This window comes from Sporomusa sp. (assembly GCF_035561155.1).
In the GTDB taxonomy this organism is placed as follows: Bacteria; Bacillota; Negativicutes; order Sporomusales; family Sporomusaceae; genus Sporomusa.
The window spans coordinates 1-26,230 of the sequence record NZ_DATMYD010000054.1; the positions used below are offsets into that span (position 1 = coordinate 1).

General features: G+C 45.0%; 24 protein-coding genes. 5 read left to right on the forward strand and 19 right to left on the reverse strand.

From position 1 onward, the window contains the following. Positions 1 to 182: 182 nt before the first annotated feature. The 16 genes from VN447_RS06470 to gpr all read right to left on the reverse strand — a co-directional run bounded on the left by VN447_RS06470 (position 183) and on the right by gpr (position 16,556). Positions 183 to 635: a GatB/YqeY domain-containing protein gene (locus VN447_RS06470; protein WP_325524010.1), complete on the reverse strand. Its 453-nt coding sequence runs from the start codon at positions 633 to 635 to the stop codon at positions 183 to 185. 20 nt (positions 636 to 655) lie between these two features. After that, on the reverse strand, positions 656 to 832 hold the full coding sequence (gene rpsU, locus VN447_RS06475; protein ID WP_021167731.1) for a 30S ribosomal protein S21: 177 nt from the start codon (positions 830 to 832) through the stop codon (positions 656 to 658). Positions 833 to 928: 96 nt separating this feature from the next. Then, positions 929 to 1,276 (reverse strand): histidine triad nucleotide-binding protein, encoded by a 348-nt coding sequence (locus VN447_RS06480; protein WP_325524026.1) that lies wholly within the window; start codon positions 1,274 to 1,276, stop codon positions 929 to 931. A gap of 99 nt (positions 1,277 to 1,375) precedes the next feature. After that, positions 1,376 to 2,698, reverse strand: a complete 1,323-nt coding sequence (mtaB, locus tag VN447_RS06485) for a tRNA (N(6)-L-threonylcarbamoyladenosine(37)-C(2))-methylthiotransferase MtaB (RefSeq protein WP_325524028.1) — start codon at positions 2,696 to 2,698, stop codon at positions 1,376 to 1,378. Between the two features lie 2 nt (positions 2,699 to 2,700). Next, entirely contained in the window at positions 2,701 to 3,438 is a 738-nt protein-coding gene (locus VN447_RS06490; RefSeq protein WP_325524030.1) for a 16S rRNA (uracil(1498)-N(3))-methyltransferase, read from the reverse strand. A 12-nt stretch (positions 3,439 to 3,450) separates the two neighbouring features. Beyond that, positions 3,451 to 4,389 carry a 50S ribosomal protein L11 methyltransferase gene (gene prmA / locus VN447_RS06495; protein ID WP_325524031.1) on the reverse strand — a complete coding sequence of 313 codons (939 nt, stop codon included), beginning with the start codon at positions 4,387 to 4,389 and terminating at the stop codon, positions 3,451 to 3,453. 34 nt (positions 4,390 to 4,423) lie between these two features. Beyond that, positions 4,424 to 5,560, reverse strand: coding sequence for a molecular chaperone DnaJ (dnaJ, locus tag VN447_RS06500; RefSeq protein ID WP_325524032.1), 1,137 nt, complete (start codon positions 5,558 to 5,560; stop codon positions 4,424 to 4,426). 22 nt (positions 5,561 to 5,582) lie between these two features. Then, the gene (dnaK, locus tag VN447_RS06505; RefSeq protein ID WP_325524034.1) at positions 5,583 to 7,421 is read right to left on the reverse strand and encodes a molecular chaperone DnaK; all 1,839 of its coding nucleotides are present in this window, start codon (positions 7,419 to 7,421) and stop codon (positions 5,583 to 5,585) included. A gap of 30 nt (positions 7,422 to 7,451) precedes the next feature. Next, complete coding sequence (gene grpE / locus VN447_RS06510; protein WP_325524036.1) at positions 7,452 to 8,018, reverse strand: nucleotide exchange factor GrpE; 567 nt, start codon at positions 8,016 to 8,018, stop codon at positions 7,452 to 7,454. A gap of 18 nt (positions 8,019 to 8,036) precedes the next feature. After that, a complete protein-coding gene (locus VN447_RS06515) occupies positions 8,037 to 9,620 on the reverse strand; it encodes a TCP-1/cpn60 chaperonin family protein (RefSeq protein WP_325524038.1) in 1,584 nt (527 codons plus the stop codon). 13 nt (positions 9,621 to 9,633) lie between these two features. Next, complete coding sequence (gene hrcA / locus VN447_RS06520; RefSeq protein WP_325524040.1) at positions 9,634 to 10,665, reverse strand: heat-inducible transcriptional repressor HrcA; 1,032 nt, start codon at positions 10,663 to 10,665, stop codon at positions 9,634 to 9,636. Positions 10,666 to 10,818: 153 nt separating this feature from the next. Further along, the gene (gene hemW, locus VN447_RS06525; RefSeq protein WP_325524042.1) at positions 10,819 to 11,958 is read right to left on the reverse strand and encodes a radical SAM family heme chaperone HemW; all 1,140 of its coding nucleotides are present in this window, start codon (positions 11,956 to 11,958) and stop codon (positions 10,819 to 10,821) included. 12 nt (positions 11,959 to 11,970) lie between these two features. After that, positions 11,971 to 13,767 carry a translation elongation factor 4 gene (gene lepA, locus VN447_RS06530; RefSeq protein WP_325524066.1) on the reverse strand — a complete coding sequence of 599 codons (1,797 nt, stop codon included), beginning with the start codon at positions 13,765 to 13,767 and terminating at the stop codon, positions 11,971 to 11,973. Positions 13,768 to 13,853: 86 nt separating this feature from the next. Further along, positions 13,854 to 14,354: a hypothetical protein gene (locus VN447_RS06535; protein ID WP_325524044.1), complete on the reverse strand. Its 501-nt coding sequence runs from the start codon at positions 14,352 to 14,354 to the stop codon at positions 13,854 to 13,856. Positions 14,355 to 14,374: 20 nt separating this feature from the next. After that, positions 14,375 to 15,475, reverse strand: a complete 1,101-nt coding sequence (gene spoIIP, locus VN447_RS06540; protein ID WP_325524046.1) for a stage II sporulation protein P — start codon at positions 15,473 to 15,475, stop codon at positions 14,375 to 14,377. 109 nt (positions 15,476 to 15,584) lie between these two features. Beyond that, positions 15,585 to 16,556, reverse strand: coding sequence for a GPR endopeptidase (gene gpr / locus VN447_RS06545; protein ID WP_325524048.1), 972 nt, complete (start codon positions 16,554 to 16,556; stop codon positions 15,585 to 15,587). 152 nt (positions 16,557 to 16,708) lie between these two features. Here gpr and rpsT point away from each other — a divergent pair, with 152 nt between their 5' ends. The 3 genes from rpsT to VN447_RS06560 all read left to right on the forward strand — a co-directional run bounded on the left by rpsT (position 16,709) and on the right by VN447_RS06560 (position 19,697). Then, positions 16,709 to 16,978 (forward strand): 30S ribosomal protein S20, encoded by a 270-nt coding sequence (rpsT, locus tag VN447_RS06550; protein ID WP_325524050.1) that lies wholly within the window; start codon positions 16,709 to 16,711, stop codon positions 16,976 to 16,978. 190 nt (positions 16,979 to 17,168) lie between these two features. Beyond that, on the forward strand, positions 17,169 to 17,678 hold the full coding sequence (locus tag VN447_RS06555; protein ID WP_325524052.1) for a metallophosphoesterase: 510 nt from the start codon (positions 17,169 to 17,171) through the stop codon (positions 17,676 to 17,678). A 180-nt stretch (positions 17,679 to 17,858) separates the two neighbouring features. Continuing rightward, the gene (locus VN447_RS06560; RefSeq protein ID WP_325524054.1) at positions 17,859 to 19,697 is read left to right on the forward strand and encodes an APC family permease; all 1,839 of its coding nucleotides are present in this window, start codon (positions 17,859 to 17,861) and stop codon (positions 19,695 to 19,697) included. Positions 19,698 to 19,791: 94 nt separating this feature from the next. Here VN447_RS06560 and holA read toward each other — a convergent pair whose 3' ends face one another. Genes holA through VN447_RS06575 form a run of 3 tightly spaced genes read right to left on the reverse strand, consistent with a single transcriptional unit; the run spans position 19,792 to position 23,853 of the window. Beyond that, complete coding sequence (gene holA, locus VN447_RS06565; RefSeq protein WP_325524056.1) at positions 19,792 to 20,835, reverse strand: DNA polymerase III subunit delta; 1,044 nt, start codon at positions 20,833 to 20,835, stop codon at positions 19,792 to 19,794. Positions 20,836 to 20,848: 13 nt separating this feature from the next. Continuing rightward, on the reverse strand, positions 20,849 to 23,242 hold the full coding sequence (locus VN447_RS06570; protein ID WP_325524058.1) for a DNA internalization-related competence protein ComEC/Rec2: 2,394 nt from the start codon (positions 23,240 to 23,242) through the stop codon (positions 20,849 to 20,851). A 2-nt stretch (positions 23,243 to 23,244) separates the two neighbouring features. After that, the gene (locus VN447_RS06575) at positions 23,245 to 23,853 is read right to left on the reverse strand and encodes a ComEA family DNA-binding protein (RefSeq protein WP_325524060.1); all 609 of its coding nucleotides are present in this window, start codon (positions 23,851 to 23,853) and stop codon (positions 23,245 to 23,247) included. A 215-nt stretch (positions 23,854 to 24,068) separates the two neighbouring features. Here VN447_RS06575 and bioB (VN447_RS06580) point away from each other — a divergent pair, with 215 nt between their 5' ends. Then, entirely contained in the window at positions 24,069 to 25,058 is a 990-nt protein-coding gene (bioB, locus tag VN447_RS06580; RefSeq protein WP_325524062.1) for a biotin synthase BioB, read from the forward strand. Between the two features lie 13 nt (positions 25,059 to 25,071). Then, positions 25,072 to 26,058: a biotin synthase BioB gene (gene bioB, locus VN447_RS06585; RefSeq protein ID WP_325524064.1), complete on the forward strand. Its 987-nt coding sequence runs from the start codon at positions 25,072 to 25,074 to the stop codon at positions 26,056 to 26,058. Positions 26,059 to 26,230: the final 172 nt, after the last annotated feature.

Sequence of the window (26,230 nt, forward strand, 5' to 3'; positions counted from 1 at the left end):
TTCTCGACGAACCGCTTCCAATTCTGTTTTGCATCAAAAAAGATCTGCCATAAGATGTTCTTCTTCATGCCTCCGTATTTCCGCAAACCCGCGCCATTTCTCCTGCCGTAGCCTCTCTAAACTTATAAATTCTGATACATATAACTAAAATCCGGCGCTGTTAGCGCCGGACTTAATCTGTACTACTGATTTAAGAACTCCCGTACAACACTGTTTACCAGTTTACCGTCAGCACGGCCCTTAACTTTTGGCATCAGTACAGCCATAACCTTGCCCATATCCTTGGCGTTTGCAGCCTGAGCTACTTTAACAGCCTCGGCTACAAGAACGCGTACTTCTTGTTCGCTCAGTTGTTCAGGAAGGTACTGCATCAGAATGTCGATTTCTCGTTCAATGGTTTCCACCAAATCAGGACGGTTACCTTTTTTAAACTCTTCGATCGAATCCCGGCGCATTTTGACTTCTTTAGCCAGTACATCCAGAACTTCCTCTTCAGCAAGTTCTTTCTTTTTGTCAATTTCTACATTTTTGATACTGGCACGTACCATTCGTATAACAGAAAGCCTAAGTTTGCCGGCTTCTTTGTCCTTCATGGCCTGCTTCATATCTTCGGTTAACTTGTCTTTAATAGACATGCAAATTGATACCTCCGAAACTAGTTAAACTTGCGTTTACGCGCTGCTTCGGATTTTTTCTTGCGTTTTACGCTGGGTTTCTCATAATGCTCGCGTTTTCTTACTTCCGCAAGAACCCCGGCTTTTTGGCAAGTACGCTTGAACCGACGGAGTGCGCTGTCAAGCGTTTCATTTTTGCCTACTTTAACTTCAGACATCTGATCTCCCTCCCTCCACTAGAACCATTACGAGGAAGTGTACTTGAATAACATACACCTAACTATTATACACCAAAACAAGGAATACTGTCAATATTAACCTGGAGGCCAAGTCATAAATCGGCCGCCCAAAATGTGGAAGTGAAGGTGATACACAGTCTGCCCACCATTATCTTTGGTGTTGATGACTGTACGGAAACCATCTTCAGCTAGACCAGCAAGTGCTGCTATCTTAGGAATTGTTGCCATTAAACGTCCGAGCAATGCGGTATCCTCAGGCGCTGCTTCCAGAATGTTGGCAATATGTTTTTTAGGTATTACCAACAAATGTACAGGAGCAACGGGATTTATATCCGGAAACGCGATAAGATATTCATCTTCATAAACGGCATTCACAGGGATGTCGTTAGCTGCAATCTTACAAAATATACAGTCCTGCTGCATAGGCACTCCCCCCGCAGTAGATAGTAATATACATTTACTCTCTAAAATATTCTGCCTAATTATATAAATTCCTGCCGAAAAAATGGTAAGCAAAGAAATTTATTCAATTATTTCGCCCCAGAGCCCATCTTTATGTAGACGTTTAAGAATGACAGTACTAATTTTCCCAATGTTTTCCTGGGCACCGTGTGCATAAACACGTATATAGTTCCCCGTTAAACCTGAAATCAATCCTTTATTTTCGTTATTCTCAAACAATACACCGAGTTTTTGATTAATAAATGACTTATGAAATTCTACTGTTTGCCTGTCGGCGATTTGCTGCAAATGTTGTACCCGCCGTTTTTTTTCTGTTTCAGTTACCTGCGCGGAAAATCCGGCTGCAGGCGTCCCTGTCCGCAGCGAGTAGGGAAATATATGTATTTTGGCAAATGACATTGTATTGACAAAAGCCAGCGTAGTTTCAAACATTTCGTCCGTCTCGCCGGGAAAACCAACAATGATATCAGTAGTAACAGCAATTGTCGGTACCCGGGATTTTATTCCTGTGATTAAAGCTCGATACTCAGTAGTGGTATAATGCCTGTTCATGGCTTTTAAAACTCTGTCGTCACCTGATTGCAACGGCAAATGAAGATGCGGACAAAGACGCTTATCTGTTTGCATTAAAGATACTAAGCTATCAGACACCTCTACTGATTCAAGTGAACCCAATCTGAGACGTATTAGCCCCGTGCCGCCGGCAGCAAGCACGGTTTTTACAGCATCAACAAGTGAAATTTCCATCCCTGCACCTGAAAGGTCACGGCCGAAGGCACCCAGATGAATCCCTGTGAGAACAATCTCAGTAAACCCGGCTGCCACCAATTTTTCAGTCTCAGTTGCAATACTGGCAAGTGGCCTTGAACGCAAGGGACCACGGGCATAAGGAATAATGCAATAAGTACAAAAATTAGTACAACCTTCCTGTATCTTAAGAAATGCTCTTGTCCGGCCCGGTATGGAAAAGAGCGGAATATCCTCAAATTCTTTGGCCTGCATGATATCAGTAACGGCATTGACTTGAGTTGTCCGATTGTTGGCTGCCGCAGCCTCTACCAGTTCGACAATCTGTGCTCTGTCCTGAGTACCCACAATAACGTCTACGCCAGGGATTTGGGCTACCTGGTCGGGAGAAACCTGAGAGTAGCAGCCAGCAACGGCAATGATTGCAGCAGCATTCTGGCGACCGGCCCTGCGAATGAGTTGCCGGGATTTTTTCTCACCCAGATTCGTGACCGAACAGGTATTAATAACATAGACATCTGCTTGTTCGTCAAAACCCACTACCTCGTAACCCTTGGCTTTAAACAGCCCTTCCATTACTTCAGTTTCAAACTGATTTACTTTACAGCCCAGTGTTGTAAACGCCACTTGTGCCATAGTTAGCCTCCTAAATCGCCGCACTCGTACATAACGGCAGTTAGCGCCGCTACCGCCGCTGTCTCAGTACGCATAATCCTCGGCCCCATGGTAACAATTCTAACGCTGTTTTCCTGGCATAAGTCGACTTCAGTAGGGCTAAAGCCCCCTTCTGGACCTATGAAGAGCAAATAAGCTTGCCTGTTAGCTTCAGTTAGCGCCTGTTTTAACCCTTGCGAAGCTTGTCCCTCATACAACATGATTTTACTTGCAGAGGTTAATTCATGATATGTAAACACATCAGCGAGGCGGGTCACAGGAAAGATCTTAGGAATATAACTCCTGCCGCACTGTTTGGCTGCCTCACGGGCTATCTTTTGCCAGCGGGCTACTTTATCTGCTTGTTTAGCCAAATCATATCTAACTACGCAATGCTCAGTAATTGCTGGAATTATGCCAGACACACCAAGCTCCACTGCCTTTTGGACAATAAAATCCATTTTTTCGCCTTTTGCTAAACCTTGAACTAGCCAAGTAGCAATCGGCGGCTCGGTATTGGCATCAATAAGCTCAAGCAGTCTGAGCTGTACGGCATCTGTACTTACCTGGATGATTTCAGCTTTACCGGATCTTCCGTCTTGGCCGGATATTAGCACAGTATCACCAGCGGCCAGTCTAAGCACCAAAGCGATATGTCGGGCGTCAGCGCCATCAATAATCATGTTGTCACTAATGGATGCATTTATAAAGAAACGGCGCATGTAAGCGCCTCCTTAACGGCTGCCGCTGCCGGCCACAATGGCCACCCAGCCGCCTTCTTCGGTAACTTTGTCAACAACAAACCCGTTATCAATAAGGGCTGCGGTGACATCGCTCAAACGCTCAGTAATAATGCCGCTGGCAATAAATACGCCATTATCGACCAGTCGTGCCCTGACGTCAGGCAGCATTTTAATGATTATGTCCGCAATAATGTTAGCAACTATCACATCTGCCTTGCCGTCTACACCTGTTAAAAGATCACCTTGGGTAACTTCAACAGTTGCGGTGACGTTGTTAAATGCAGTATTCTCTTTAGCAACTCGCACTGCTACCGGATCAAGGTCAACTGCTCGCACACTGGCTGCGCCCAGTTTAGCAGCAGCGACTGCCAATATACCGGAACCTGTTCCAACATCAAACACAATATTGTCTGGCTTGATAACATCTTCTAAGAAGCGGACACACATGGCAGTAGTATGATGAGTGCCTGTGCCAAAAGCCATGCCAGGGTCCAGTTCGATAACGATGTCCCCCTCAGCTGGCAAATAAGCTTCCCAGGACGGCTTAATAACAATATGCTCACTCACCCGCACTGGATGAAAATATTCTTTCCAGGATGAAGCCCAGTCCTCTTCCTGCACTTCCCGGCAGTTAATGCAGCCACGGCCTTTATCAAGATTATGTTCATGGAGCCGGTTTACGCGCTCCTCGAATACACGCAGCTTATCGTCCAAGAGCTCATCAACCGGTAAATAAGCTTTGATAGTTACAACTTCTGTGTTGAGTTCCTCGGGGATGTCGCAGTAATCCCAGCTCCCAGAGCGCCGGTAAGCATTGACCAGTTCAGGATCTTCTATCACTACCCCGCTAGCGCCCAGGTCATGGAAAATATCAGCTACTGCTTCAGTAGCTTCATGGGAGGTTTGAATGCTGATTTCAGCCCATTTCATGCGCCATCACCCCTTAAACTTCAATATAACAATATTATATAGCTCCAAAAGCATCTTTAAATTTTTTAAAAAAGCCTTTTTCCTCAGATGTAGGGTCGGCGCCGCCGGCTTTAGCAAACTCCTGTAAGAGCTCTTTTTGACGATCGGTCAGCTTCTTCGGGGTTATTAACTTAACACGTACATGCTGGTCGCCACGACCATGACCACGTAAATGAGGAATCCCTTTATCTTTTATCCGAAACACTGTTCCGGTTTGGGTACCTTCAGGAATTTTAAGTTTAACTTTACCATCAAGTGTGGGCACTTCGATTTCATCACCCAGTGTAGCCTGAACAAAATTAATCGGCACCTCGCAAATAACATCGTTTCCTTCACGTGTAAACAGTTTATGCTGTTTTACGAAAAGATAAACATACAAATCCCCGGGAGGGCCGCCCCGTTGTCCCGCTTCGCCTTCATGAGCCACTCTGAGTCTTGATCCATTGTCAACCCCAGCCGGAATTTTGATTTTAATTTTGCGTTTGACGCGGATTTTTCCCCGCCCGTTACATTCTTTACACGGCGTCTTAATAATTTTGCCTTCTCCTCGGCAGCGCTCACAAGCTCTCACATTGACCATACGGCCAAAAGGAGTGTTCTGCGTTACCTGAACCTGGCCTGTGCCCCGGCATTCAGGACAAGTTTCGGGATGCGTACCTGCCGCCGAACCTGAGCCTTGACAGACGCCGCAATCTTCGGTACGCGGCACTTGAATTTCAGTTTCTAAGCCAAAAGCTGCTTCCTCGAAGCTTATCTCCATGTCGTACCGTAAATCAGGTCCCCGCTCAGGCCCCGCATTCCGACCACCGCCGAACCCAAATCCTGCTTGACCAAAGAACATATCAAATATATCAGAGAAGCCGCCAGCACCGGCACCGCCAAATCCGCCCCCGCCGTTAGCGGCGTCGAACGCAGCATGACCAAATTGGTCATACTGCGCCCGGCGTTCGGCATTAGATAGAATTTCGTAAGCTTCATTGACTTCTTTAAATTTTTCCTCAGCTTCCTTGGGTTCATCACGGTTAACATCAGGATGGTACTTGCGGGCCAATTTACGGTACGCCTTCTTCAGCTCATCTTCAGACGCCGTTTTGGCTACACCCAGCACTTCATAATAGTCTCGCTTACTCACTTCACACCATCCCAAAACAATTTTATTTCTTCTCGTCGTCCATCACTTTATACTCAGCGTCAACTACTTTATCATCATGCTGAGCGCCTTGCTGACCCTGCGGGGCACCTTGAGCGCCTTCAGCCTGAGCGTTCGCTTGGTACATAGCTGTTGACAATTCATAAAGCGGTTTAGTGAGTTCTTCGGTATCGGCCTTAATTGCCTCAAGGTCACTGCCTTTCAACGTTTCCTTAAGTTTATCAGCCGCCTGCTGAACCTTTTCTATAAGGGCTTTATCTGCTTTATCGCCAAACTCTTTAATGGTCTTCTCTGCATTATATACCAGAGAATCGGCATTGTTGCGAACTTCTACTTCTTCTTTACGTTTTTTATCTTCGGCAGCATGAGACTCGGCTTCTTTTACCATTCTTTCTACCTCATCCTTATCAAGACCACCGGAAGAGGTAATGGTAATCTTCTGCTCTTTACCTGTTCCTAAATCCTTTGCAGATACATGAACGATACCGTTAGCGTCAATGTCAAAGCTAACTTCAATGCGCGGTACACCGCGGGGAGCAGGCGGAATGCCCGAAAGTTCAAAACGTCCCAGGGTCTTGTTATAAGAAGCCATTTCACGCTCACCCTGCAGCACATGAATATCAACAGACGGCTGGTTATCAGCAGCAGTCGAGAAAGTTTGGCTCTTGGAAGTTGGAATGGTAGTGTTACGATCAATAATTTTAGTAAATACCCCACCCAGAGTTTCAATACCCAAAGACAGTGGCGTAACATCTAAGAGCAATACGTCTTTTACTTCACCAACAAGTACACCCGCTTGAATTGCAGCACCAACGGCTACACACTCGTCCGGGTTAACACCTTTATGAGGTTCTTTGCTCAAAGACTTTTTAATGGCTTCCTGAACAGCAGGAATACGAGTGGATCCACCAACAAGGATAACTTTGTCAATATCTTTAGCTGATAATCCGGCATCACTCAAAGCTTGACGGGTTGGTCCCATAGTAGCTTCAACAAGATCAGCAGTCAATTCTTCAAATTTAGCACGAGTCAGGCTGATGTCAAGGTGTTTTGGACCAGTTTGATCAGCAGTAATAAACGGTAGGTTAATATTAGTAGTAAGTACGCCTGACAATTCAATTTTTGCTTTTTCAGCAGCTTCTCTCAGACGCTGCATGGCCATACGGTCGTTTGCTAAGTCTATACCCTGCTCTTTTTTGAATTCGGCTACCAGCCAGTTCATGACACGTTCGTCAAAGTCGTCGCCGCCCAAACGGTTATTACCGCTAGTGGCTTTAACTTCAAATACACCGTCACCCAACTCAAGAATGGACACGTCAAAAGTACCGCCGCCCAAGTCAAATACCAATATGGTGTGGTCATTACCTTTATCCATACCATAGGCCAAAGCAGCTGCCGTAGGCTCATTGATGATACGAAGTACTTCTAATCCGGCGATAGCACCGGCATCTTTGGTAGCCTGACGCTGGCTGTCAGAAAAGTAAGCAGGAACTGTAATTACAGCCTGGGTTACTTTTTCACCTAAATATGCTTCAGCGTCTGATTTGAGTTTTTGCAGAATCATCGCTGAAATTTCCTGTGGAGTATAGTCCTTACCATCAATATTCACTTTATAAGTAGTTCCCATGTGGCGTTTAATAGAGCTAACTGTGCCATCGGGATTGGATACTGCTTGGCGCTTAGCAATTTGTCCAATTAAGCGCTCACCATTTTTCGAAAAACCTACTACTGAAGGTGTAATACGACTGCCTTCCGGGTTAGGAATAACAACAGGCTCGCCGCCTTCCATTACAGCCACTACTGAGTTAGTAGTACCAAGGTCAATACCAATTACTTTTGCCATTGTACATTTCCTCCTTAAATAAACTGCCTATTAACTGTTTGCTGCTACTTTTACCATACTAGGGCGGATTACCCGACCATTTACTTTGTAACCTTTTTGTAATTCTTCAATTACCATACCATCAGGCTGACTGACATCTTCAACCCGCATTACAGCCTCATGCTGACTCGGGTCAAATATATTTCCGACGGCATTTACAGGCTCTACACCTAATTGGCAAAGAGCATTATTTAATTGCCGGAAAATCATTTGTACCCCGGTTGCCAAGGTATCGACATCAGTGGCAGCGCTAGCGGTTGCCCGCTCAAAGTTATCAACAACAGGCAATAGCTCACAAATAATACGTTCGGCTACAACTGCTGATAATTCTTCTTTTTCTTGCCTGGTCCGCCGCCGGAAATTATCAAAATCGGCCTGTAGCCGCTTATACCTGTCAGTCATTTCATCAAGTAGCCGGCTTTTTTCATTCAATGCGGACATAAACTGCTCTACATCCCCGGGATTAAAGCATATTTCAGGATTATCAGCAGACGCCGTTTCGGCCCCTGTTTCCTGGCCTGTCTCGCCCGGTACTTGTTGTTGTTCTTTTTCTGCCATTAAACCCACCTCCGCTTGTTAAAAATCAGGCATACCGCTATCGGCAGCGCCTGCCTTCTGGGCATTGGCCCCTTCTTCTTTTTTCTTGATAATAGTATCAATACGCAAAATTGCTACAGCCACTTCACCGGCGGCCTTTATGGCATGAAGTTTTACCGGAACAGGATCAATTACGCCCCGTTCCAACATATCGGCCACTTCGCCGGTATCACAATCTATCCCCAGCGAATCGCAGTTTTGCGCGGCTTGAGAAGTAACAGCTTCTTCAACCTTTTCCAAAGGATTAAAACCCGCGTTTTCTACGATTTGTGACAAAGGCTGTTTGAGAGCGTTTGTCACGCAATCAAGACCATAAGCCGCCATTCCCTTAAGGTTCTCCCGGTATTTACCAACTTCCCTGGCCATGGCCACTTCTATCGAACCGCCGCCTGGCACGTAGCCGCCTTTCACAGCAGCCTGCACGCTTGAAGCAGCGTCTTTAGCAATACGTTCGCGTTCACCCACTACTTCCTCAGTGGCTGCACCTACCAAAATTGTAGCCATGGGTTTGCCGCTGCCGCCAATGACCCGCACTTGTTCGAGCTTCTCATCCTGGTATACCTTTTCAGCAGCACCCAGATACTTTTCAATATCAACCGATTCTTTTTTTAGACCGGTGCGTTTGATCATTCGCGCACCAGTATGATCGGCCACCCGGCGTAAGTCTTTCGAGGATACACGCTCAATAACCATAATGTTTGCGTCGGTAAGGATTTCTTCAGCGGCACTATGTACACCCCGGTCAACCATAACAACATTAATGCCAAGGCCGACAATTTTTTGAACATTTTTCTTAAATTCATCCTGAAGATCGATGTAGCGTTTAAAACCCGCTTCGGTGCTTAGCGCTTCATCTTCAATCTCTTCAGGTTCAAGCGCATCATCAATAAGCAGCAATTTTGCTTTTGTAATTTCTTCAGGCATTTCCTGCGTCATGCGTTCCTGATCAACGATAACGCCCATAAATACTTCATTATTTGCTCCAGCTTCCGCGGTGATAATCTCGGATAGCTTAAAATTGTATTCATTAAGTTTTTCCACGCCAATCAGCTTAGCTGCTTCTACAACCAAGTCTGCAATATCCGTATGTTCCCGCCCGGCAATCATGGCAATACTCCGGAGTATTGGGTCATTAACCGCAGTAATTGTGCGGGCTCGTTCCTTAACGCCATCTAAGACCTTGGACACACCATATTTTATGCCTTCAATTACTCTGGCCACAGGTACCCCGCGCATGACTTGACTTACGCCTTCTGATACCAGGCTGCCAGCCATAATCGTCGTAGTGGTGGTACCATCTCCAACTTCTGCCTGTTGGGCCTTGGCAGTGTTAATCAGCATTTTCGCTGCCGGATGGTTGACATCCATTTTATCGAGAATAGTAACACCGTCATTGGTAATAATGACTTCACCAAAGCGGTCAACAAGCATAGTATCAAGCCCTTTAGGGCCGATAGTGCCTTCGACGGCAGCAGTAATTGCCCGTACAGCATTCGCGTTAGTTAACAGAGCGGCCAAACGCTCATCCACGTCGGCGCCACTGCCAGCTTGCTTCAAATTCATGTAGTTCCCCCTATCACAACACCTTATACTTTTTCAGAATTTCACCTAAATGGCGCTGCATAAACTTAAGCACAGACATAGTTTTGCCATACTCCATTCTGGTTGGGCCAAGCACAGCCACAGTTCCTACCACCTGGCCGTCAATGCGGTAAGTGGCTTGAACAACACTGCAGTCGTGAATGCCTGTATATTTATTTTCCTGCCCAATAGTAACAACTACTCCGTCACTGTTGGGCATGTGGAGAATATCGCACAACAATTTATCTTCTTCAAACATCGTTAACAGGCCTTTAACTTTATCGACATCCCTGAATTCAGGCTGATTTAGCATTTGTGTCGTGCCGCCAAGGTAAACCTTGTCACTTTTCTCAACGGTAAGAGCCTGCTTTAAGAGTGTAATAGCCTGTTCAAAAACTTTTGGATCAGGTCTGATATCGTTTTGGATATCCTTTAGAACCGGCGTTGTTATCCGGTCAACAGCCAAGCCTCCCAAGCGGGAGTTTATCGCGTTGGCCACGCGGCTCAAGTCCTCATGACGAAGCCCCTCAGGTATTTCAATTATTTTATTTTCTAGTAGCCCAGTATCAGTGACAATGACAACAATCGACCGGCGCTCATCCAGTGGCAAAAACTGAAGATATCTAAAAGTACACTGTGACACCTGCGGTGCCAGTACCATCGAGACATTCTGGGTCATGCGAGACAAAATTTTAACTGTCTCCTGAAAAACTTCTTCAATCCGTCGCGCCTTCGTATAGTACCAATTATCAATAATTGCAATGTCTGTGTCAGAAATCTGGGGTGGCGCTAATAAACAGTCGACATAAAAACGGTAGCCTTTGACTGATGGTATCCTACCAGCGGAAGTATGCGGTTGCTCAAGATAGCCTAAAAGCTCCAAATCTGCCATTTCATTACGGATAGTGGCCGGACTGACTCCCAAATTGTATTTACGTGCAATCGTCCGCGAGCCGATTGGTTCAGCAGTAGATATGTAGTCATCAATAATGGCTTGCAGAATTTGGCGCTTTCTTTCATCTAACACCGACTTCACCTCCTGTTGTTAGCACTCATGTCAGTCGAGTGCTAACGCCTACTAAAAAAATACCACTCATTGGGTTTAATGTCAAGATACTAAAGGCTTTATCAATGAGTAAGTGGCTCTAAAACTTTCATCTGAAGCTTATTCGCACTTTATCTAATCAGGCAAAAAACTACTAAATACAATATTACCAAATTTCATGCCTCTGTCAGTCAGCCATACCCGCCTGGAATCTGTTTCCACCAAGTCTTGCCGCTGGAGCTTCTCAAAAATATTGCCGAAATGTCTGAAAAAATCAACGCAAAAACGTTGATAAAAATTAGCTAAGGTCAGCCCTTGAGAAGTGCGTAATGCTAAAAATATATACTCGGCCATCGACTGGTCCTTAGTTAGTATTTCTCTCATTACAACCGGGGAACGTCCCTCGAATATGGCACTGATGTATTCCTGAATTCCCGTTACATTACTTATCCGCTCACCATTCAAGAAGGAATGTGCTGCGGCGCCAATACCTAAATAAGGTTGATACTGCCAATATTTCATGTTATGGCGGCACTCCAAACCTGGTCGAGCAAAGTTTGAAATCTCGTAACGCAACAAACCTCGGCCAGGCAAAAAGTCAACCATTCGATCATACATTGCTTCCTCGGTTGCTTCGTCTGGTAATTTAAGCGACCCTCGATCATAGGCTGCTGCAAATGGAGTGCCTTCTTCCAGTTTAAGGCCATATACCGAAATATGGCTGGTATTAACCGCAACTGCCTGCTCAAGCTCCCGGGCAAAACCCTCGACCGTCTGTCCTGGCAGACCATACATCATATCAATACTAATATTATTAAACCCAGTGGCATAAGCGTATTCAAGCGCAGTAAGAGTATCTGCCGTTTTATGAATTCGCCCCAGGCGGGCAAGCAAGTCATTATTAAAGGATTGCACACCAAAACTGAGTCTATTTATCCCTGCCGCTTTCAACGTAACTAGCTGCTCTCTTGTTACGGTACCAGGGTTGGCTTCCATACTAATTTCAGCATCATTTTTGATGTTAAAGTTAGTATAAAGACAAGACATTACTTGCTCCAGGAGTTGTACAGGCAACAGACTGGGCGTTCCACCGCCAACATAGACTGTGTCTACAGTCGGCTTACATAACAGACCGCCCTGTTCAGCAATCTGCTGACACAAGGCGGCAGTATAAGCCACAAATAGGTGTTCTGCTCCCGAGTAGGAAGAAAAGTCACAATACAGACATTTTTGCCGGCAAAACGGCATATGAAGGTATAGGCCAAGCTCACTCATCGCGTTTACCCTTTAATCCATCTTCAAAATAGCCATAAAGGCTTCTTGAGGAACTTCCACGCTGCCAACCTGTTTCATCCTTTTCTTACCCTCTTTTTGCTTTTCGAGAAGCTTGCGCTTACGGGTAATGTCACCGCCATAGCATTTGGCAAGCACATCTTTGCGCATGGCCCGTACCGTCTCCCGTGCAATTACTTTACTACCGATAGCAGCCTGAATAGGAATTTCGAACATTTGGCGGGGAATAATCTCTTTTAATTTTTCAGCAAGCTGACGACCGCGCTGCGCCGCCCGATCCCTGTGAACGATTACACTGAGGGCGTCTACAGGCTCGCCGTTAAGGAGGATATCCAATTTAACAAGCGCTGAAGTCTGATACCCCAGAAGTTCGTAATCAAGAGAAGCATAGCCGCGTGTTGATGATTTCAATTTATCAAAGTAGTCAAAAATGATCTCACTAAGCGGCAAGTGATAGGTCAACATGACCCGGTTAGCATCAAGGTATTTCATGTCCTTAAACTCGCCGCGCTTTTCCTGGGACAATTCCATAACCGCGCCCACGTAGTCATTAGGAACCATTACCGTAGCTTTTACGTAAGGTTCTTCGACATGGTCAATCTCTTGCGCTGTTGGCAATTTTGACGGGTTTTCAATCTCGATAACTTCGCTATCTGTTTTATACACACGATAAATTACACTGGGTGCCGTGGTGATGAGCGTCAGGTTATATTCGCGTTCCAAGCGTTCCTGGACAACGTCCATATGAAGGAGTCCAAGAAACCCGCAGCGAAAACCAAACCCAAGCGCAATAGAGGTCTCAGGTTCAAAAACCAGTGAGGCATCATTTAGCTGCAGTTTCTCTAGTGCGTCACGCAAGTTTTCATAGTCAGAGCTATCTACCGGGTATAGACCGCAATATACCATCGGGGTAATTTTGCGGTAGCCTGGCAACTGCTCGGCTACTGGTCGTTCTGCACTGGTAACTGTATCGCCTACTCTGGTATCTTTGACGTTTTTAATACTTGCTGCAACAAAACCGACCTGTCCTGGCCCTAACTCCTTAACGTTAGCGAGATAAGGGCGGAAAACGCCAACCTCAGTAACCTCAAACACCTTGTTGGTTGCCATCATTTTAATCTTCATGCCTGGTGTGATAGTACCATTCATGACCCGGACATAAACAATTACGCCTTTATATGAATCAAAATGAGAATCAAAAATAAGCGCACTTAAGGGTTCATCTGCTTTGCCCGCAGGCGGGGGAACTTTTCTGACGATTGCCTCAAGAATCTCTGCAATACCAATCCCAGTCTTGGCACTGGCCAAGACGGCATCAGTGGTGTCCAAACCGATCACGTCTTCAATTTCGGTTTTAACCCGTTCCGGTTCTGCGCTGGGCAGATCAATTTTATTAATTACCGGAATGATCTCGAGGTTGTGCTCAAGCGCCAGGTAAACATTAGCCAGTGTCTGGGCCTCGATCCCCTGCGCGGCGTCTACCACTAAGAGCGCACCCTCACAAGCGGCCAAACTGCGGGAAACCTCATACGTAAAGTCAACGTGTCCTGGAGTATCAATTAGATTGAGCATGTACGTTTCGCCGTCTTTTGCTGTATAAGACAACCGGACAGCCTGAGCTTTAATTGTAATGCCACGCTCGCGCTCAAGTTCCATCTGGTCTAAAACCTGGTTTTCCATCTCGCGGGCAGAGAGAGCTCCTGTGTACTCCAACAACCGGTCTGCAAGTGTCGACTTGCCATGGTCGATGTGGGCGATAATTGAAAAATTGCGAATATGTCCTGTATCCATCAAACTCGGGGCTCCTCCCTGGTATAATAAAGCTTTTTTACATATTTCTATAAATTATACCATCAGCCGCCCGCTAACTGCAAGCTCTACCTATATTCGCGAATATATTCACCGATTTGCTGTATGGCACACTGAGTTTTGTCTCTTGCCTTTTGAAAATTAGCTTCAATATATGGTTTGGCTTGGTTCCAATATTCGATGGCTCGTTTTTTAGCAATAAACGCTTCTTCGACGAATTGTCTGTGCCAGACACCGAACCAATACCAGAACTGCGAACCATCTACCTCTACCTTGGTAGGTATAATAAATGCGCGATCAGCGAAGTTCAGCACAATACTGCGTTCTGTGCGTGAAATATTCCCCCAAGAATATACACTTCCCAGAGTCAGACCATAACCAAAAGCATAAGCCGAATATACATGTTCCTGATTACGTCCAATGTAAAAGAACCGTTCTTGTCCCGGTCGCTGAGTAAGCGTACCTAACTGATGTTCAGCTACTCCCACACCAATTACAATAATTGTTAGCAATATCAGCAGGCCCCGGGCGATGATCCCAATATCGCCTGCCTCTACTCGTTCGAACACGGCACCCCTCCTTATCGTAGCTACCGGCTTTCAGCGAGTATTTCGGCCAACACGTCTCCAAGTACTTCGATACTGCGCACGGCCTCTTCCTTGCTGCTTTCCTGTGAACCTACCTCAACTAGTAAAGCCCGTGGATGGAGATGTTGGTTATATCGCCATTCCACCAGTTGAATACCGCGACATATTCCTGGATATTTAGCATTTAACTTAGCATCAATTAATTTCGCAAACGCATGGTTTTGCTGCCAATGAGGCTGTGGCAGATCTTGCTGCCCGGTGGCTACAACAATAGTAATTTTTGCCATTTGCACACCGTTAACTACTGCGGTTACATTTTCGCGTTTGTCAGCATCCCGGTGAATGTCGAAAATCATTTGGATAGACGGGTTTTCCGTCAATAATTTTTGGGCTGTAATCTCCGAGGGACCGTATGCTTTCATAAAACTTGGGTAATCGTGAATGGTAGCGCTATGAATGGCTTTTACTCCGTCTTTCTCCAACTGCTTTGCTAAAGCCAATCCAACCTCAACAATATCACCACGCTGACCGCCCGGCCTATGGGACACCCCTGAGTTGGGAATAAAGGCTTCAGCCGTATGAGTATGATAGATTGCTACCAGTGGGTTATCACTGCTTGTCGTATTTTTAGCGTCAAATTTAGGGAAGTTTGGTAAACTGGCCGCACTGACAGTCGGCGTACCCGTCTTTTTGAAAGCTAACATAAAGGGTATTTCCTGCGAAAATAACGAACGTAAATCCTTAAAATCAATACCAGCAAACGATAACACCAATTTATGAGCAATTGTTTCCGCATTTAGTTCAGGTGTTATTTTTACTGCGCTTGGTGGCTGGGCTATCCTGGACAAACCGGGGATACCTAAAAAAAGCACGTCCTTTCCTTGGGGCCACAAAGAAGGCAAGTACTGGCCGTAGTAGGCCGACCCGCTTACAGGAATAGCACTTGTCAAATTGAGATATGTGGCAATAGATATCCCGCTTGCCAGTAAAACCATGAACCCAATTAACACTATGTTAAAAAATTTAGAGGTGCTGTGCACTTGCAAGAAATCATTCCAAAGCCTATTTTGGGTGCTTTGTTTTCGTTCTTTTCTTGTTACCATTGCCGCCTCCGCCAGACCCCATATGGGTTGTCTCTTGATAATTTTGTTTACATACAATGTATATGCCTGGCGGCGTGGCGATATTACAGTTATTATCGGACTAGCTGTGTCAGTGTAAATACATATGAATATTCTCGTAATCAATATTAGGATGCATGGCTTGGTTAATACCACCCGCTACAACGGCGGCAATATCTTCAATTAGCCTGTCAACCTCCTTAGGCGTTACCATAAGGTCGCCGAGCATTTCAGGCAGCACTTGACGGACAATTGTATGGCGATCTTGATCAGACAGGTTTGCCATACTTTTAAAATATCTGCCAAAAGCGGCATGCTCCTGCAGAGTATTAATAGTATCCATAGCAATTGTGGAAGCATGTACGACTGTGGGTACGCCAATAGCAATCACAGGTACACCGAGCGAGGCTTGCGTTAAACCAAAACGTTTATTACCAACGCCAGAACCGGGGTGGATTCCCGTATTGGCTAACTGTACGGTGGTTATTACCCTGTGACTGGAGGCTGCTGCTAGCGCGTCAATGGCAACCACTAAATTGGGCTTAATATTGCTCACAATTCCCTGAATGATTTCTGCAGTTTCCATGCCGGTTATGCCAAGTACGCCAGGAGCGATGGCACATACTGAACGTACGCCGCCTTTAAGTTCTGGCGACAGCAATTCCTGAAGGTGGCGAGTAACTACTATTTTATGTGCAGCCCGCGGCCCCAACGCATCAGGAGTAACATTCCAATTGCCAAGTCCTACAATTAAGACAGTTGCATTGCGCGGCAGATTGACCATTCCGGCCAGTTCGGTGGCTAAAAAATTCATTATTTTTTGCTGTAATGGGGTATTTTTGTACCTCAGTCCCGGCGCTTCAATGGTAATATATTTGCCTTTTGCTTTACCCATCATGCGCTCAGCCTCGGGCGTACTGATATTGACGCGGGTTATAATCACATCATCGTCTTCGCTGGTCTCAACCAGCACACCAGGAATATCTTCCCGCACCTGTTTTGTTAGCATTTCGCGTGCTTCTAAGGCCAAGTCGGTTCGAACTGTATTAAAAAACTGATCCATAGATTTTCTCTCCTTTACACCCTAAATGGTTCAGACCTATCTTATCCGGAAAAAAAGGCGGTTATACGAACCTTGTTTCACATTATTGCTTGCTTTTTCCTGTAGTCCATGCTAGAATAGTTCAGTAATATATACATAAGGAGGTGAATTACTTGCCAAATATTAAAGCATCTGAGCGTAGCGTAAAAACTGACGCTGAACGGCGTGCCCGCAATTATTCGGTAAGATCAACAATTAAGACTTCTATCCGTAAGGTGGAGGAAGCTGCACATGCCGGTAAAGCAGATGAGGCCAAGACCCTCCTGACTAATGCCGCAAGCGTTATTGACAAAGCTGCCGCCAAGGGCGTTATTCATAAAAATGCCGCAGCCCGTAAGAAGTCCCGCCTAGCTCGTAGAGCTAATGCAACTCAACAAGCATAATAATAAAACCCTGTTCACTATAATGAGTGGACAGGGTTTTTGTTTATCTGGGAGGATTTCCTTAAGAATAGGTATCTTCAAAAATAACCATGCTATACTTGGCGGAAAACGGGGCGTCATTCCGTTTTTTTATTTTATTCAATTATATCTTTCTGACTAAAGTAACTAGACCTAAAGGCAGGTCCTTTATATGAGAATAGCAATTATATCTGACACTCATTTGAATCATGACACTACTAAGCTTGAAGTCTTGTTAGACCGGCTTGGGCCAGTAGACTTTATCCTACATGCTGGCGACTATACTGGCGAAGGAGTTGTTAAGATATTACAGGCAACTGCCATGTTTTACGGGGTGTGGGGAAATGCGGACTCCAGTATTATTCAAGATTCCCTTAAGGAAAAAGAAATAATTACGTTTGGTTCTTACCGGCTTGGTATCTTCCATGGACACGGCACAGGGAAATGTACAGTAGACAGAGCTTACGCAGCTTTTGAAAACGAAAATTTGGATATCATCGTTTTTGGCCACAGTCATCAGCCGTTAATCTGTACGAAAAATAAAGTTCTAATGCTAAATCCCGGCTCACCGACTAACAAGCGCACCCAAAGATGGTTCACTTGCATCGTTCTCGACCTTCTCTCAACCTCAATCGAAGCTAAGATAATATTTCTCGATAATATAGATACCAAGTCAACTTAAGCGGCATGTTATTATTAGGTAGCTATATGTATAGACGTAAATCTGTCCATTCAGTTTTAGATCTATAATAATATAGTCGGCAAACGATACTTTTTCACATTGTAACAAGGTAATTTGGCAGGCGTTATCGTATACTTATCTTGTTATCCCGTTTATTACCAAGGAGGCCAGTAAAAAACCATGTTTAACTTTCAACGACTGATTATCGGCAGACCTCTTAAGACTGAGGAAGCCGCACATGAAAAACTGCCCAAGTGGAAGGCATTATCTATTTTTTCCTCAGATGCATTATCCTCGGTAGGATATGGCCCAGAACAAATCATCGTAACATTAGCCGTTCCGGGTATGCTGATCTATGGGTATTTCGGCTACGCTACCATAGCGGTAATTGCCCTCCTTGCAATTGTAACGCTGTCTTATGTCCAGGTTGCAAGAGCGAACCCTGGCGGCGGTGGATCATACTCTATCGCTTTGCAGAATTTAGGTGAAACTCCGGCTCTGGTCGCAGCCGCTTCGCTGATTGCAGACTATGTTCTTACCGTTGCGGTAAGCGTCTCATCAGGAACAGATGCCCTGGTATCGGCATTTCCCGCCCTTATCGGGAGGGAAATGTCAATTAACTTATTAGTTCTCTTCGGAATTCTGACGGTATTTAACTTAAGAGGAGTTAGGGAATCGTCTAATGTCTTTGTATGGCCAACGTACTTTTTCATATTAGGAATAGTATGCTTGATCGGCACCGGCGTCTATAAGGCATTTACCGGCATAGCTCCAATTGTTCCTGCTGAGTCTTTAGTAAGACAACAAGCCGATTGGGTGGTTGTCGTCCTGGCGTTGAGAGCATTTGCGAACGGGTGCAGTTCTATGACAGGCATAGAGGCTATCTCTAACGGAGTCCCGATGTTTAAAGAACCCGGAGTAAAAAACGCGATAAGAACTACCTACTTTATGGCTCTTATTCTCGGCCTTATGATCGCCGGGATATCGTTTCTGTTTATGCATTATCACCTGTTGCCTGAAGAAAATGTAACCATGCTCTCCCAGCTTGCCGAGCAGGTATTCGGACGGGGATGGGCTTATTATTACATACAAATAACGACCATGCTTATCTTATACTTGGCTGCAAACACTGCCTACAACGGACTGCCTCCGCTTCTATCAATTATGGCCCGCGATTCTTACGTTCCACGCTATCTGGGCGAAAAAGGCGAACGACTAGGCTACTCAAAAGGTATTCTGCTGCTAAGTCTCGTTTCAGCAGCATTAATTTTTGTTTTTAATGGTAATGTTGAGCACTTGATTTCTCTATATGCAATCGGCGTGTTTCTTTCTTTTACCATTGCCCAATCCAGTTTAGTTGTAAAGTGGAGACGGGAGAGAGATACGGGATGGATTTCCCGCGTGGCCCTCAATAGCTTCGGCGCTTGTGTGACAGGCATAGTTGTGCTTGTTATTGCGATAACAAAGTTTACCCATGGCGCATGGATTGTTCTTGTTTTTATTCCGGCTATGATTTATATATTAAAAACCATTCACTCTCACTATCTAACTACTGCAAACCAGCTGCGTGTTTCCCCAGAGGATTTCGTTGACCATCTAGAAATACATAATCCTAAGAACCTCGTAATAGTTCCCATATCCGGTATCACCAAGGTAGTTGCCGCATCAATCAGGTATTCCAAAACTCTGGGCGGCGATGTCATCGCCCTATATGTTTATACAGATGAAGAAGAACGTCGAAAATTCGAAGAAAAATGGAATAGTCTAAACTTAGACATTCCGCTTCGTGTACTCTACTCTCCCTATAGATCAATTGTTCAACCAGTTTTGGGGTATGTAAGTGAATTAGAGATGCACAAGAGTCTCTACCACTACATTACAATTGTAATTCCCGAGTTTGAGCCAGCAAAATGGTGGCATAGGTTACTTCACAATCAGACCGGATGGATTCTTAGGACGCTGCTGATACTGCGAGAAAATGTGATTGTATCTACATTACCTTATCATTTTAAAAAGTAAATTAAATAATCCTCATATCATCGATTTAAGTAAAATCCCGTACACTTGTACGGGATTTTTCCTATTGAAGGTATGTTCGAGTTAAATTGTTCGTTTACAACTCGCACAGTTCAATTATTATTTTCTCCAGCACTACCGGTCCAGTCCGGCTTGATTTTAAATCCCGGTCAGCGGCAGCTAAACTGAGCATAGCCGCTTTTAGTTTAGCACCATTAAAGACCCGGCTTTGTTTAGCTAGCTTCTCACCAATAAAACCAGGTACTTTTAGAGACTCAGCTACTTCCCGACTGCCATAGCCCTTATTCAGCAATTCTTTAACCTGCCATAACTGCCTGATTTGCCGGGCTAAAAGCGCCAGTATCCGGACCGGATGTTCCCCGGCTGCCAGTTCTTCCCGCAGCAGTGCAATCGCCTGAGGAGTTTGCCTTTGGCTCAACGCCTCAACCATAGCAAATATTGATACCTCTGGCACTGCTGATAAAATTTGCAGTAAATCCTGTCGGGTAATAAGCGTTTTGTCTGCTGTATATAAGATTACCTTTTCTAACTCGTTATTTATAAAATCAAGTGAAACCTGTGGCATCATGCTAACTGCCGCCAGTAAATGCTCCTGGGCATCAGTAGCCATTTTTATTTTGAGCTCAGCAAGCCGTTCTGTCAGCCACCCCCGCAAATCCTTGCCTTTTAACGGCGCTGCTTCCAAAACCAGACCATTTTTCTCAAGGGATTTATAGATCTTGCGGCGTTTATCAGCTTTATCAGTTGTAATAAACACAACGTGACTATAGGAAGGCATATTACCAAATAGATTAAGCAACCGCTCAGTCGAAGGGTCCGCCTTATCCTGCGCCTCTTCACTGCTGCTCTTGCGTCCGGCACTGAACAGAGCCGTATTACGAACAATAATCAGGTTTTTACCGCCCAGAAACGGTATTGTTTCAATCGTATTGACCAGTTCCGCCACAGGTGGGTCAGACTCAAACACAATAAGATTCATATCCCTGTCTTCAGGCGCAACCACACAGTTAATTAATGCTTGCTCTACCTGCCGCATGTGATATGTTTCCTCACCGTAGATAAGGTAAGACGGAGCAATTTTATTCTGTTTTATGGCAGTAAGTACTGCTTTATAATCCATATTTCACCATTCTTTAATTATTATTTAGGTAAGTATCAACTTCTATATTCTTGCCGTCTGATTTGAAAACTATGGCTCCCTGCCTATCTGTACGATATATCAACGTTTTTATTTCAGCAAGCCGTTTTAGCGTTTCTGGGTGTGGATGACCAAACCGGTTGCCGTAACCAACAGAAATAACGGCAAATCTAGGGGAAATAGCTTGTAGAAACGGCGCAGTGCTAGATGTTTTGGAACCATGATGTCCTACTTTCAGCACAGTACAGGGCAGAACACCTTGGGCAAGCATTGCAGCCTCCCCCTGTGCTTCCAAATCACCGGTAAGCAGAAAACTATGCTGACCATAGCTTACTCTGATTACGCTGGATACTTCGTTACCAGAGGCCGCCTGGCTGCTAGCCTCACCATCGCCAACAGCATGGTCAACGCTAAATAATACATCATCAAGCTGGAAAGTCTGACCAGTGTACACAGGAATAATAGCGACTGCCGGCTTGATGTGAAGCAGTGCTTGCACTGCTTGTGAGTACTCTTCCCGCGCCAGCATAACTTTGATAATTCTAATATCGCCGGCAACACCGGCTGCCCCACCAGCGTGATCCTGATGCCCGTGAGTTAGGATTAGATAATCAACAGCAGTCACGCCATAATGTTTAAGATATGGAGCGACTACCCGCTCCCCGATATCAAAATTTGAGCCACCGAAACTGCCGCCAGTATCTACCAAAACTGCCTTGCCGTGTGGTGTAACCACCAGTGTTGCATCCCCTTGGCCCACATCAATAAAATGTACAGCCAATGGTCGTGGATACCATGTATATACTACTATTACCCCGACAACTAGTATTGCGGTAAGGGCGCATAGTCTCGGACATTGCTCAAAAAGCTGCCTAGGTCCGCGCATATGAAACGGACGCCAGCCATAGACCCAGGCTAACATCAAATAATAGCCGGCGCTGCCTGTTAGCCCCACAGACGGTATGTAAGCAGAGCTATAAGGTAATGATGCCAATAGCGCTGTACACATCATAACAAAGCCTATTAACAGGCTGCTAATAACAAATACTATATTTCCAATACCTGGAACCGCAGTGTAGATAACAACACCTGCCAGACCGAGTATTATCACCAGTTCAACAATAGGCAAGACAATGATATTAGCAACAACAGAGATTATCGGGAAATTGTTAAAATACCAGGCAATCAGCGGCAGCACGCCAAGCTGAGCACTCACAGTCACGGCTAACGGTCCTGCTAACCAGGATGGCAATCGGGACATCCAGTTTAGTGTCCGCTGGTATAAAAACACCAGACCGGCTGTGGCTCCAAAAGACAACTGAAAACTGATGTCATATAGCAGCAACGGCTGATAGACAAGCATCCCCAAAGCAGTAATAGATAATGCAGCAGGCGCATAGTTTTCCCGGCCAAGTACTACAGCCATCAGGCTGATTAAACCCATAACAGCAGAGCGTATTACCGGTGGTGTAAGCCCGCTGATGACCGCATACAGTACGACTACCAAGGCCGCTAGGGTTATCGTCGCCAAAGAACCTAATCCCAGCCGACTGCCAAGCCATCTTATCAGACCTGCCACAAGGGCGATATGCGCACCTGAGACCGATAAAATATGGATTAACCCTGTTGTTGCAAAATCATCAATCACGTTTTTATTTATGCCTTGATATCCGCCAAATAACACGGTTGTTAAAATAGCAGCATCGTTTACCGGCATTACTTTTTGTAACGCGTTAACAATTCCCTGTTGCCAGTTAGCCAGCGCTACACGCCAGGAATATGTATTATCCACCGTAATAATCTTGATGGTTTGCCCTTGTGCCGACATGCGAGCAGTGATGTTCTGCCGCTTGAAAGCGGCCGTCATGTCTATCTGGCCTGGATTATTATAGCCATGTAACTCCAGTACCTTTCCATTAACGGCTATTTTGTCGCCGTAGGCCGCTGGCTTAAACTTCTGTTCTTTATATTGGGCACTGATCCGGACTTTTCCGCTAGCCTGTACGAATGATTCCAGATGGTCCGCTTTTACTTTCTCAACTCTGACCACATATCTAACTTGCCAATTTTGCGGTTCAGTTTCGATTACCTCCGGAACAGCATCAACGGTGCCTTCAACAGCGACGGCTTGTCCGATATAATGGCTGATATCATCTGTACGTACGATCCTATCCTGAGTGTAATAAATCATCCCGGCAATAAAAAACAGGCCGATAAGCGGCCAAAAAACCCGGTGACAATTAGTATTAACACGCCATACAGCTGTCAGCAACAATAAGATAGCCAGAGCCGTAAGAATAGAGATATTCCAGTTATATAATCCAGCTTGCCAAATGCCTGCTGCAAAAGAGGCACAGGTAAACACAAGAATATTATTTAATTTCTCCATGATTATAGTGAGATTTTATCTTTAAATTGATTATATTTAGAGTCACCAATTCCCGGTACTTTTTTGATATCGGTAATATCCTTAAAAGGTCCGTTTGTCGTGCGGTATTCGATAATACGGTCAGCCAAAGCCGGTCCAATACCAGGCAGCTTATCCAGCTCAGCTTTCGAAGCTGTATTTATATTTATCCGGTCACCACTATTACTAGTAGCACTACTAACAGCTGGTGCACCGGGAGTAGCGCCTACAGAAACAACTGCATAAGGAACATTGATTTGCATTTCATCTTTTAACTGCAGGGCCAGATTAATTTTTGCAGCATCTGCTCCTGGCGCAAAGCCGCCAGCCATAGTAACAGCATCAACCACCCGGCTGCCATGAGACAGTTTATATACACCCGGTTTAATAACGCCACCGCTGACATAAACTACAACCTCACTGCCTGTTCCATTAGCGGTTGTGTTTGCCGTTGTCGTATTACCCGGCGGCGGTAATACAGCAGCCCTCGCCTGGTCGTCTGAACTTTTTTGCCAAAACCCGTGAAAGCTATAGGCCAATATCCCGCATGCCAGCACAATAATAATAATTAGCTTTTTCTGCAGAATTCCCATAAACCATACCCCGCATTTATGCTTTTGAGTTATACTTCAACATATTGGGTCAATATCCTGCATCGTTTTCAATTTATGGTATAAACCAGACCTTCTCATGTCAGTTAACCATTGCCAAATTTATAGTTTACAATTAGCAATCAAGAGTGTAATATACTAATTAAACGGTAAACCACACATCCAATTTAGGTTAACAATACTAAGGAGAACAATCAATGGATTCAAAACATATTGTTAAGCTCGGCGAAATGGTGCTGGATGGCTATCGTATCACTACTGCTGATGCCCGGTCCTTAGCAGAGATTGGCGAAGAAGACATTCCTCTGCTTGGGGCCTATGCTAATAAGATACGTGCTAAATTTGCTGGAACATCAGTAGATATGTGCGGGGTGGTGAACGCCCGCTCCGGCATGTGCACTGAAGACTGCAAGTTTTGCGCCCAGTCAGTTTACCATCACACAAACTGCTCAATATTTCCTCTTATCTCTCACAATAAAGCCCTAAGCCAAATTGAGCAACTTAGTAAAGACGGAGCACGGCGAGCTAGCATTGTCACCAGTGGCAAGGGCATGGAAACTGACCCTGATTTCGAGCAGATTGTCGCGCTCATCCAGTACGTCAGTGAGCAATCGGGGATGGGTATCTGCGCAAACTTAGGGACAATCAGTAACGACCAAGCTCTACGATTAGCGCAAGCAGGCGTTAAAAGATATGCCCATAATCTTGAGACCAGCGAACGCTTTTATCCTGAAGTATGCACCACCCATCCCTACCAGGAACGCTTTAACACCCTGATCGCCGCAAAGAATGCCGGTCTTGAGCTTTGTTCAGGAGGTATTATTGGGCTTGGTGAAGCATGGGAAGACCGCATTAGTTTAGCTGTAACCCTCAGAGAGCTAGATGTTGATTCTATCCCTATTAACATCCTTAATCCGATACAGGGTACCTCGTTAGCATCTCAAACACCATTATCACCGCTTGAAATTCTTAAGACATTTGCCATCTTCCGTTTCGTTCTACCTGCTAAGGTGATCCGTCCCGCAGGCGGCCGCGAAGTAAACCTCAGGGATATGCAGGGTGCTGTTATGCTCGCAGGTGCCAATGGACTTATTGTCGGTAACTATCTAACCTTTAGCGGACGCGATACAGCTAAAGATTTTACTATGATCTATGATGCGGGGTTAAACCCAAACCAGAATAATTAACTGGAGGAGAAAAATGAGCTACAATTTAATTTTTGAACTAGGAAGAAAGGTTTTGAATCAAGAGCCTCTTACTTTCGAAGAAGCAATAAAACTTACTCAAATTGAAGAATCAGATATTCCGATCCTCTTAGGAATTGCCAATAAAGTCCGTATCACATTTACTGGTAATCAAGTGGATACCTGTGAAATTGTCAATGCACGTTCAGGGTCCTGCTCTGAGGACTGCAAATTTTGTGCACAATCTGCGCATCATGATGTCAAAATAGATTCCTATCCATTAATGAGCCAAAATCAAATTCTGCAGGCGGCAAGAAGGGCAGAATCCCATGGCGCTTATCGATTTTGCATTGTAACTGCCGGTTGCGGCATGAAAAATGATCCTGATTTTCAACAAATTATCGAATCAATCAAACAAATCGGCTGTGAGACAGGACTGGAGCGGTGTTGTTCACTCGGGATATTAAGCCCTGATCATGTTAAGGCGTTAAAAGCAGCAGGAATTACTCGCTACCATCATAACCTCGAAACAAGCAAAAGTTTCTTTGATCAAATCTGTACTACTCATACATATGACGAGCGGATAGAAACCATAAAAAACGTCAAAGCTGAAGGCCTTGAAGTCTGTTCAGGGGGTATTATCGGTCTAGGTGAAACTTGGGAACAAAGAGTTGAGCTCGCCTTTGCACTTAGAGATCTAGATGTGGACTCAGTTCCTATTAATGTCTTAAACCCCGTAAAAGGTACCGCGCTTGAAGGTCAGTTACCGTTAAGACCACTGGAAGTACTGCAAACATTTGCGATCTTTAGAATGATATTGCCTAATAAAATTCTTCGATATGCCGGCGGACGCGAACAAGCTCTCGGTGAACTTGTTCCGCTCGGTTTCCTCTCAGGAATCAACGGAATGCTGATCGGCAACTATCTTACCACAACAGGACGTGGTGCTACTGCTGATCTTGATACTGTTCGTAATTTAGGGCTCAAACCTATTGCCGAATAAATGTTTTTTATCAGTTAACAGCGAGACTTTCAAATCGAGTAGGAGCTGAGTAATTATTTACTCAGCGACCTCTCACACCACCGTACGTACCGTTCGGTATACGGCGGTTCAATAGAATTAGTGTATTAATGAATATCTTTCACTTATGGTGATAAAGCCTAATTTCCTTAGG